We start from the raw sequence: 10510 nt of genomic DNA on the forward strand, positions 1-10510 counted from the left end.
GGGGTCGGGGGTGGAACTGGGCTGCCCTCCAGGGTATCCGGCCCGGCAAGCGAATCGCCCCCGCCCGCTGGAGGACCAGTGGACGGGGGCGGATACCCGCGTGTGCGGGGAGCACATCCGGGACGCCGTCTCACGGACGACATCCTCGGACCGTCCCCGCGTCCGCGGAGAGCACACCCGGTCAACGCGGGGAACGATCGCAAGGTCACGCCCGCAACGTCTCCTCCAGCTTCCGGGCCACCGACACCGCCTCGTCACTTGGCAGAGGCGTGCCCTCCGGGGTCGTCACGTAGAAGGCATCCACCGCGTTCGCCCCCAGCGTGCTCACATGCGCACTCCTCACCCACACCCCCGCGTCCTCCAGCGCCCGCCCGATCCGGAACAGCAGCCCCGGCGCGTCCTGCGCGCGGACCTCTATCACGGTGGCGTGCCGGGAGGCGGCCGGGGCGACCGTCACGCGCGGGGGCGGGGCCACCACGCCCCGGCGGCGCGGGTAGGCGGCGTCCCGCTCGGCGAGGCGGGCGGCGATGTCCAGGCTGCCGTCCAGGACGCGTACGAGGTCCGCGCGGAGCCGGGCGGCCTGGGGCAGGGAGCCGTACTCGGCGGCGACTCGCCAGTCCAGCAGCAGCACGGAGCCGTCCACGCCGTCCGGAAGGTCCAGGGCCCGCAGTTCGGCCGTGCGGACGGTCAGCCGGTGCATGGCGAGCACTCCGGCCACGGCGGGCAGCACGCCCGCCTGGTCGGGCACGGCGATACGCAGTTCCACGCCCAGCGGCTCGGGGTCGCCGGAGGGCTCGGCGGACAGCTCGGCCCGGGCCCGCAGGGACAGCACCGGCGCGCCCGTGGCGACGGCCTCGATCGCGAGACGCTCCTGTTCCGCGGTGGGCGCGGCTTCCTCGGGCCCGTCCGGGGCGTCTCCGGACAGCATGGCGGAGACCCTTTTGACCAGGTCGGCGACGAGCGAGGCGCGCCAGGACGACCAGGCGGCAGGACCGGTGGCGAGGGCGTCCGCCTCGGTGAGGGCGTGCAGCAGTTCGAGGGTGCCCTGGGCTCCGACGGCGTCGGCGACCGCGCGTACGGTGGCGGGGTCCTCCAGGTCGCGCCGGGTGGCGGTCTCGACGAGCAGCAGATGGTGGCGTACGAGTGCGGCGATCACCGTGACGTCGTGCTGGTCGAAGCCGATGCGGGCGGCCACGTCCCTGGCGATGACCTCGCCGGCCACCGAGTGGTCGCCGGGCCAGCCCTTGCCGATGTCGTGCAGCAACGCGGCGACCAGCAGCAGGTCGGGGCGGCTGACGCGGCGGGTGAACGCGGAGGCGCGTACGGCGGTCTCGATGAGGTGCCGGTCGACGGTCCACAGGTGCACGGCGTTGCGCTGCGGGCGGCAGCGCACCCGGTCCCAGTCCGGCAGCAGCAGGCTGACCAGGCCCTCCGCCTCCAGCGCCTCCCAGACCTCGACGGTGGGGCGGCCGGAGCCCAGCAGGGTCACGAGTTGTTCCCGCGCCTCGGCGGGCCACGGTGTGGGCAGAGGGCGCGCACCGGTCGCCATGCGCCGTGCGGCGTGCAGGGAGAGCGGGAGCCCGGCCTGGGCGGCGGCGGCCGCGGCACGCAGGGGGAGCACGGGGTCGCGGTCAGGGCGCGCGGCGCGGGCGAGTACCACCTCGCCGTCCTGCTCCACGACCCCTTCGGCCAGCGGGGATCGCTCGGCGGCCGGTTTCCCGCCGCCCAGCATGGCGCGCAGCCGGGGCCGTACCGCGCGGGAGCGCAGGACGCGTCCCACTTCGCGCCAGGTGACGTCACCGGCGTAGGCGATGACCCGCGCGGCCTCGTAGACCTGCCGCAGCAGCGCGTCCGCGTCGAGCACGCCCAGTTCGGCCGCGACCTGGTCCTGCTCCTGGAGCGCGAGCCGGTCGGTGGCACGTCCGGTCGTCAGATGCAGGGCGTCCCGTACGTCGAGGAGCCGGCGGCGGGCGTCGGCGAGGCCCTCGCGCGGGGCGTCGGCGAGCCAGGAGGCGGCCACCGCGCGCAGCGCGGTGGCGTCGCGCAGTCCGCCGCGGGCCTCCTTGAGGTCGGGTTCCAGGAGGTACTGCAGCTCGCCCTGGCGTTCGGCGCGTTCCTCGCACAGTTCCCGGAGGGCGGGGAGACGTTTCGGCGCCTGGTTGCGCCAGTCGGCGAGGACCGCCGTGCGCAGTGCGGTGGTGAGGCCGAGGTCGCCGGCGATGTGCCGGGCGTCCAGGAGTCCGAGCTGCACCTTGAGGTCCTCGCCCGCGGTCTTGCGGGCCTCGGCCGGGGTGCGGACGGAGTGGTCGAGGGCGAGGCCCAGGTCCCAGACGGGGTACCAGAGGCGGTCCGCGAGGGCGGCGACCGCCTCGGGGGCGCCGCCCTCGTGCAGCAGGAGGAGGTCGAGGTCGCTGCGTGGGGAGAGTTCCGCGCGCCCGTAGCCGCCCACGGCGACCAGGGACACTCCGCGCGCCCCTTCGGCGCCGGCCGCGAACAGCCCGGTGAGCCACTGGTCCGTGAGGTCCGCGAGGGCGGCACGGCGCGGCGGCCCGGACCGCGCCTTCTCGTTGAGAAGGTGCAGCCGGGCCGCCGCGTAGCCGCTGGGTCCCGAGTCCTCTGCCTCGCCTCGCATGTCCATCCCCGTCACCCAGCGACTCCTGTTCTGTCCGTCTGCTGTCAGAGCGCGTCCGGGCCGCGCTCGCCGGTCCGTACCCGTACGGCCGTCTCGACCGGGATCGACCAGACCTTGCCGTCGCCGATCTTGCCGGTGCGGGCCGCCTTGACCACGACGTCGACCAGCTGCTCGGCGTCGTCGTCCTCGACCAGTACCTCGATGCGGATCTTGGGCACCAGGTCGACGGTGTACTCGGCGCCGCGGTAGACCTCGGTGTGGCCGCGCTGACGGCCGTAGCCGCTGGCCTCGGTGACCGTCAGACCGTGCACTCCGAAGGCCTGCAGGGCCTCCTTGATCTCGTCGAGCCGGTGCGGCTTGACGACGGCGGTGATGAGCTTCATGCGTCCACCTTCTTGCTCTCGGCCGGGGCGACGGGGGCGGTCACGGCGGTGCGGGCCGCGCCGCCGCCGGCGCCGCTGAAGTCGTATGCGGTCTCGGCGTGCTCGGCCTGGTCGATGCCGGCCACCTCGTCGTCCTCGGAGACTCGCATACCGATGGTCTTGTCGAGGAGGAAGGCGAGGACCGCGGAGACGGCCAGGGAGTAGGCGAGGACGCCGAAGACCCCGGCGCACTGCTTCCAGAACTGGTCCAGGCCGCCGCCGTAGAAGAGGCCCGCGACGTCGGACTGGCCCTTGCCGGTGGCGAAGAAGCCGATGAGCAGGGAGCCGAGGATGCCGCCGACGAGGTGGACGCCGACGACGTCGAGGGAGTCGTCGTAGCCGAGCTTGTACTTCAGGCCGACGGCCATGGCGCACAGCACACCGGCGATGACGCCGACGGCGATCGCGCCGAGCGGGGAGACCGCGCCGCCGGCCGGGGTGATGGCGACCAGGCCGGAGACGGCGCCGGAGGCTGCGCCCAGGGTGGTGAACGCGCCGTGGCGGATCTTCTCGTAGGCGAGCCAGCCGAGGACCGCGGCGCCGGTGGCGACCTGGGTGTTGACGAACATCAGCGCGCCGACGCCGTCGTCGTTGCCGAGCCAGGAGCCGGCGTTGAAGCCGAACCAGCCGAACCACAGGAGCCCTGCGCCGAGCATGACCAGCGGGAGGCTGTGCGGGCGCATCGGGTCCTTCTTGAAGCCGATGCGCTTGCCGATCACCAGGATCACACCGAGCGCGGCGGCACCGGCGTTGATGTGGACCGCCGTACCGCCGGCGAAGTCGATGACGCCCAGCTCGAAGGCCCAGCCGCCGGCGCCCCAGACCCAGTGCGCGACCGGGAAGTAGACGATGGTGGCCCACAGGGCGACGAACAGCGCCCACGCGGTGAACTTCACGCGGTCCGCGAGCGCTCCGCTGATCAGCGCGGGCGTGAGGACGGCGAACATCAGCTGGAAGACCAGGAAGACGAAGACCGGGATGGTGTAGCCGTCCCAGAGTTCCGTCAGACCGATGTCGCTGAGGCCGACCCAGTCGGAGTTCCAGCCGATGATGCCCCCGGAGTCGGTGCCGAACGCCATGGAGAAGCCGTACAGCACCCACAGGACGGTGACGATTCCCAGGCTGATGAAGCTCATCATCAGCATGTTCAGCGTGCTCTTGACGCGGACCATGCCTCCGTAGAAGAAGGCCAGACCCGGGGTCATGAGCATCACCAGGGCGGAACAGATGAGCATGAACCCTGTGTTGGCGGCGGACAGCGTGGGCGCGTCTGCCGCCAGGGTGATGGCTGGTGCCATCGGCGTCTCCTCGTCGTTGGTACGGCCCCGTGCGGGCGAAGCCTTGAGCGGATTGAGGGGTGGGCCGGTTATGCGCCATGAGATTGGCGCAGCGCCGTTTCGGTGGAAGCCCCTCGTTGTTTCGCCGCCGTGACGAAGGCACCCGGCGTGTTACGGGTCGATGAACTGCCGGATCCGGGGCGCGCCGATCGTTATCGTGACGCAACCTTCGGTGCCCGGCGGTGAGCCGTGGCCGGGAGACACACGACCGGCCGCGGCCGGCCTCCGAATGACCTGGCATGGGGGGAGCCGAGTCGGGCAGTTCGGGAGGGCCGGCCGCGGCCGGGGCCTAGCGGTACCTCGGGGGTGTCAGACCGCGTCCGCGGTCTCGGGCAGCTCGATCGCGAGCCGCTCGCTGAGTTCGACGACTTCGGCGAGGTCCCCGAAGTCGCGCACGGCGGTGTCGACCGTCTTTCGGATACGAGTGTTGACGCGCTCGGAACGGACCTTCTTGGCCGCCTTGATGGCGTCGGTGGCGAGAACCGCGCTCTGCTCGGGCTCGCTCTGCAGCAGATGGACGGTGGCCATGCCGACCAGGTTGAGGGCGTAGGAACGCTGGTGTTCGCCGCCCTCCCGGCCGAACAGCTCCACGGCCCGCCGCATCAGCGGCTCGGCGAGCGAGGCGTAGGTGGGGCTGCGGCCGGCGACGTAGGCGAGGTCGCGGAAGGAGTGGGCGTTCTCCGCGTACAGCTCGGCCTCGGAGAAGAAGTGGATCCAGTCGGGGTCGGGCTCGTCCCACTCGTCGGCCTCGGCGAAGGTGTCCTCGGCCATCCGGACGGCCCGCTTGCACCGGCCGGGCTGGCCCATGTTGGCGTAGGCGCGGGCCTCCATCGCATACAGCATCGACTGGGCGCGCGGGCTGGCGCAGTCCCGGCTGCCGTACTGCGCGAGGTGGATCAGCTCCAGGGCGTCCTCCGGCCGGCCGAGGTGGATCATCTGCCGGCTCATGCTGGACAGCACGTACGAGCCGAGCGGCCGGTCGTCGGCTTCCTTGGCGGAGTGCAGGGCGAGCACGAAGTACTTCTGCGCGGTGGGCTGGAGTCCGACGTCGTACGACATCCAGCCGGCCAGTTCGGCGAGTTCGGCGGCGACCTTGAACAGGCGTCGGGCGGTGGCCTCGGGCTGGGGTTCCTGGAGCAGGTCGGTCACCTCGTGCAGCTGTCCGACGACCGCCTTGCGGCGCAGGCCGCCACCGCACTGGGCGTCCCACTGCCGGAACATCACGGTGGTGGTCTCCAGCAGGTCCAGCTCCGGCTTGGACAGCCGGCCGCGGGCGCGCGCGGAGGAGGACACCGGGTCGGCCTCGGGCCGCGGCAGCGGGGCGGACGGGGAGGGGACGAGCCAGCGCTGCATGGGCTCGATGAGGGACGGGCCCGCGGAGAGGGCCAGCGAGCTCCCGAGGAAGCCGCGCCGCGCCAGCATCAGGTCGCTGCGCGAGAACTCGCTGAGCAGGGCCACGGTCTGCGGGCCCGTCCAGGGCAGATCGACGCCGGTCGCGGAGGGTGCCGGGCGGGTGGTGCGCAGACCCAGGTCCTCGACGGAGACGACGACGCCGAAGCGTTCGGAGAACAGTTCGGACAGGATTCTGGGGATCGGCTCGCGCGGGTTCTCACCGTCCAGCCAGCGGCGCACGCGCGAGGTGTCGGTGGAGATGTGGTTGGCGCCCAACTGGCGTGCCCTGCGGTTGACCTGGCGGGCGAGCTCGCCCTTGGACCAGCCGCTGCGGACGAACCACGACGCGAGCAGCTCGTTCGGGCGTTTCTCCGCACTCGCAGTGTTCGTCCCGCCACCGCCGTTGCCGCTCACTGGAACGCCCCCATTCCCTGAAGACCACTTGTCGCCGAGTGCGCCAAGCCCTATCAGAATGCCGGTTGTCGGGGCCGCCCGTCCGAGGGTTGTCACCCTTCGAACGGAAAGCCGAGTTGCCTCCGGCATACCCACGAGTGCATGTGCCCCAAGAAGCCGTGCACACAAAGTAACCCTACGATCACCCGTCTCACCATGACGGAACCGCAATCGCCACCATTCGCCACCCCTTCGAATGAACTCACCGTGGCCATCCCACGATTCACTTGACACAGGACGGCCAAAAGCGGATGCAGCGATGCACCGAGGGGCGCGCATCGCCGGACGTACCACCCCTGGCGCTTCAGCGCGCCGGTTGAGTGGAGCGACACCGGGAAGTTGGAAACAGAGAGTCACACTCCGCGTTCGCTGCGTAACCGTCGGTATGTCGGACCCGTTGGAGGGGGCATGGGCTTCACGATCGGCATCAGCCGGGGCATCCGCGACATCCGGTCCGGCTCGCGTCGCCGGAGCCGCTCCTCGGACGGCACCGTCGTGGCGGAGTACACCGGCCTGTGGGGCTGGGACGTGGTGCCGGGCGTCCGGGCCGCCGCGGGCGCCTGTTCCTGCGGACGCGCCGGCTGCCGGGCACCGGGCGCGCATCCGCTGGACCACGCGCCGGTGATCCGCGCCGGGGCCCCGCTGGACGAGGTGACCGCGGTCTGGTCGGAGTTCCCGGGGGCCTCGCTGATGCTGCCGGTCGGGCGGGCGTTCGACGTGATCGAGGTCGCGGAGGCCGCGGGACGTCACGCCCTGGCCCGGCTGGAGCGCATGGGCCTGCCGGTCGGCCCGGTCGCCGCCGTCCCGGACGGCCGCGCCCACTTCTTCGTCGCCCCCGGCGCCGCCGCCGCACTGCCCGAGCTGCTCTACCGCATGGGCTGGGACGATCCGGCCGCCCTGGACCTGCACGGCCTCGGACCCGGTACGCACATCACGGCACCGCCGTCCGACCGGGGCGACCTGGGCCCGGTGCGCTGGCTCCGTTCCCCCGCCCTGGACTCGGCGTCCCGCCGCCCGCCCGAGGCCCGCCTGCTGCTGGGCACGCTGGCGTACGTGGCGCACCGGTCGGGTGCGTAGCCACACGGGTTTCCGCCGCCCCGCGATCCGCGGGCAGTCGTGCCTCCCCCAGTGACTCAAGAGCCTGTGAGGTACCCCCCAGGGCGATGGGGATCCCCCCGCTCGAGCAGAGCCGAGAGCAGGAGAGGCATCCCGCAAGCGCCGGGCAGCGCGATCCACCCCCGGCCCACGCCGACGCCGCACACCCCCGGACACGGCGAAGCGCCCGTCCCCCGGTCTGCTCGGGGGCGGGCGCTTCTTCGCGTCTGCCGCGGATCCGTCCGAGGGAGCCGGGGTCACTCCCCGATGAGGGCGTCCACGAACGCGTCCGGTTCGAACGGCGCCAGATCGTCCGCGCCCTCGCCGAGCCCGATCAGCTTGACCGGCACGCCCAGCTCGCGCTGCACGGCGATCACGATGCCGCCCTTGGCCGTGCCGTCCAACTTGGTGAGCACGATGCCGGTGATGTCGACGACCTCGGCGAAGACCCGGGCCTGCACCAGACCGTTCTGACCGGTGGTGGCGTCGAGCACGAGCAGCACCTCGTCCAGCGGGGCCTGCTTCTCCACGACCCGCTTGACCTTGCCGAGCTCGTCCATGAGGCCGGTCTTGGTGTGCAGCCGGCCGGCGGTGTCGATGAGCACGGCGTCGGCGGTCATCTCCTTGCCCTCCTTGACCGCGTCGAACGCGACGGAGGCGGGGTCACCGCCCTCCGGGCCGCGCACGGTGTGGGCGCCGACCCGCTCGCCCCAGGTCTGCAGCTGGTCGGCGGCGGCGGCACGGAAGGTGTCGGCGGCACCGAGCACGACGGTGTTGCCGTCGGCGACCAGGACGCGGGCGAGCTTGCCGGTGGTGGTGGTCTTGCCGGTGCCGTTGACGCCGACGACCATCACGACGCCGGGGCCACCGGCCGCGTTCTCGGTGTGCACGGTGCGGTCCATCCCGGGACCGACCAGCGTGATCAGCTCCTCGCGGAGCAGTCCGCGCAGCTCCTCGGGGGTGCGGGTGCCGAGCACCTTCACACGCTCGCGCAGCCGCTCGACCAGCTCCTGGGTGGGCTGCACACCGACGTCGGCGGTGAGCAGGGTGTCCTCGATCTCCTCCCAGGTGTCCTCGTCGAGGTGCTCGCGGGACAGCAGGACGAGCAGGCCCTTGCCCAGGGCGTTCTGCGAACGGGAGAGACGGGCGCGCAGCCGGACCAGACGGCCGGCGGTGGGCTCCGGGATCTCGATCTCGGGAGCCTCGGCGGCGGGCGGTTCCTCGATGACGACGGGACCTGCGCCCGCCGGAAGATCAACCTCCTCTATGGTGCGCCGCGGTTCCTCCCGCGGCGTCTCGGCCTCTTCGCCGACGTGCGGCTCGGCCGGAGGGGCGGTGATGTCGGGCGCGGCGGGCGGCGGCGGGGGCAGCGGCTTCCTGCGCCGGCTGCCGACGATGAGCCCGCCGAGCGCGCCGAGCACGACCACGGCGATGACTACAGCAAGGATGACGATGTCCATAACAGCCCCAGTATGGCGTGACCTCCCGCGAGGCCGTTCGTTGTACGCGCGGCGTCCGCGAAGGCGCACGCCCGGTGCCCGGTCCCCGGGGAGAACACACCACCGCCCCTGCCCGGGCGACCCGGGCGAGGGCGGCGGTAAAGGTACGGGGAGAGGGGCAGCGGGGACTTGAGCCCTTCCCCCCGGACTTGGGGGGCTGCTCAGCCCATCTCCTCCAGCGACTTGCCCTTCGTCTCCTTCACGAACTTGAGGACGAACGGGATGGAGAGCGCGGCGAAGAGGGTGTAGATCACGTAGGTGACCGACAGGTTCCAGTCGGCCAGCGAGGGGAAGCTCGCGGTGATGGCCCAGTTGGCGATCCACTGCGCGGCGGCGGCGACACCGAGGGCGGCGGCGCGGATCCGGTTGGGGAACATCTCGCCGAGCATGACCCAGACGACCACACCCCACGACAGGGCGAAGAAGAGGACGAAGACGTGCGCGGCGATCAGGGCCACCCAGCCCTGGGTGGCGGGCAGCTGTCCGTCGACGAGGTCGGCGGAGAAGGCCCAGGCCTCGAGGGCGAGGCCGATCACCATGCCGACGGAGCCGATGATCGCGAGCGGCCTGCGGCCGATGCGGTCGACGAAGATCATCGCGATGACGGTGCCGACGATGTTGATGATCGACGTGGTGAACGAGTAGAAGAACGAGTCCGTCGGGTCGACGCCGACCGACTGCCACAGCGTCGAGGAGTAGTAGAACGCGACGTTGATGCCGACGAACTGCTGGAACACCGACAGGCCGATGCCGATCCAGACGATCGGCTTGAAGAAGAAGCTGCCACCGAGCAGGTCCTTGAAGCTGGACTTCTCCTCGCGGTGCATCGCCGACTCGATCTCGGTGACGCGGGCGGTCAGGTCGATGTCCTTGCCCTCGACCTCTTCGAGGATCTGCCGGGCGCGCTCGTGCTTGCCGACGGAGATCAGGTAGCGCGGGGACTCGGGGATGGCGAAGGAGAGCAGGCCGTAGAGGACGGCCGGGACGACCATGACGCCGAGCATGACCTGCCAGGCTTCCAGGCCCATCAGCTCACCGCGCTGGTCACCGTCGGCGGCGTTGAGGATGCCCCAGTTGACCAGCTGCGAGACGGCGATGCCGACGACGATCGCGGCCTGCTGGAAGGAGCCGAGCCGGCCGCGGTAGGCGGGCGGGGCGACCTCGGCGATGTAGGCCGGGCCGATGACGGAGGCCATGCCGATCGCGAAGCCGCCGACGACCCGCCAGAAGGCGAGGTCCCACAGCGAGAAGGGCAGCGCGGAGCCGACGGCGCTGATGGTGAACAGGACCGCGGCGATCTGCATGCACCGGATGCGGCCGATGCGGTCGGCTATGCGGCCGGCGGTCGCGGCGCCGATGGCACAACCGATCAGGGCGACGGCGATGACCTGCGCGAGCGCGGCGGAGCCGATGTCATAACGGTCGCGGATGGCCTCGACGGCACCGTTGATCACGGAACTGTCGTAGCCGAAGAGGAAACCGCCCATGGCGGCCGCCGCCGCGATGAAGATGACGTGCCCGAGATGTTCGGGGTGAGCCGCCTTGGCTCCTGGCTGTTGTGCCTGCGATGTGCTGGTCACGTTGTACTCCTCGGGCCACCGGCAACATCGCCGGATGGGGGTCAGCCCTTCGAGGTCCAACTGAAGGTACCTGAAGGTAAAAGCAACATTGCAGAGAATA

General features: G+C 71.6%; 7 protein-coding genes. 1 reads left to right on the plus strand and 6 read right to left on the minus strand.

Features of this window, described 5'->3' with window-relative positions; all coding sequences use genetic code 11:
* Positions 1–205: 205 nt before the first annotated feature.
* From ACFXAE_RS02750 to ACFXAE_RS02765, 4 genes are all read right to left on the minus strand, one after another.
* Complete coding sequence (locus tag ACFXAE_RS02750; protein WP_384706958.1) at positions 206–2632, minus strand: [protein-PII] uridylyltransferase; 2427 nt, start codon at positions 2630–2632, stop codon at positions 206–208.
* A gap of 44 nt (positions 2633–2676) precedes the next feature.
* Positions 2677–3015: a P-II family nitrogen regulator gene (locus tag ACFXAE_RS02755; RefSeq protein WP_384706960.1), complete on the minus strand. Its 339-nt coding sequence runs from the start codon at positions 3013–3015 to the stop codon at positions 2677–2679.
* Positions 3012–4352 (minus strand): ammonium transporter, encoded by a 1341-nt coding sequence (locus ACFXAE_RS02760; protein WP_384706962.1) that lies wholly within the window; start codon positions 4350–4352, stop codon positions 3012–3014. Before ACFXAE_RS02760 ends, ACFXAE_RS02755 begins: the two co-directional genes overlap by 4 nt.
* Positions 4353–4700: 348 nt before the next feature.
* The gene (locus ACFXAE_RS02765; protein WP_384706964.1) at positions 4701–6197 is read right to left on the minus strand and encodes a hypothetical protein; all 1497 of its coding nucleotides are present in this window, start codon (positions 6195–6197) and stop codon (positions 4701–4703) included.
* A 447-nt stretch (positions 6198–6644) separates the two neighbouring features.
* Between ACFXAE_RS02765 and ACFXAE_RS02770 the strand changes: the two genes are divergently transcribed.
* A complete protein-coding gene (locus ACFXAE_RS02770) occupies positions 6645–7313 on the plus strand; it encodes a bifunctional DNA primase/polymerase (RefSeq protein WP_384706966.1) in 669 nt (222 codons plus the stop codon).
* Between the two features lie 275 nt (positions 7314–7588).
* Here ACFXAE_RS02770 and ftsY read toward each other — a convergent pair whose 3' ends face one another.
* Together ftsY and ACFXAE_RS02780 are read right to left on the minus strand one after the other, a co-directional pair.
* The gene (gene ftsY, locus ACFXAE_RS02775) at positions 7589–8791 is read right to left on the minus strand and encodes a signal recognition particle-docking protein FtsY (RefSeq protein ID WP_384706968.1); all 1203 of its coding nucleotides are present in this window, start codon (positions 8789–8791) and stop codon (positions 7589–7591) included.
* 200 nt (positions 8792–8991) lie between these two features.
* A complete protein-coding gene (locus ACFXAE_RS02780) occupies positions 8992–10410 on the minus strand; it encodes a sugar porter family MFS transporter (protein WP_384706970.1) in 1419 nt (472 codons plus the stop codon).
* Positions 10411–10510: the final 100 nt, after the last annotated feature.

Source organism: Streptomyces sp. NPDC059454 (assembly GCF_042749965.1).
Classification (GTDB): domain Bacteria; phylum Actinomycetota; class Actinomycetes; order Streptomycetales; family Streptomycetaceae; genus Streptomyces.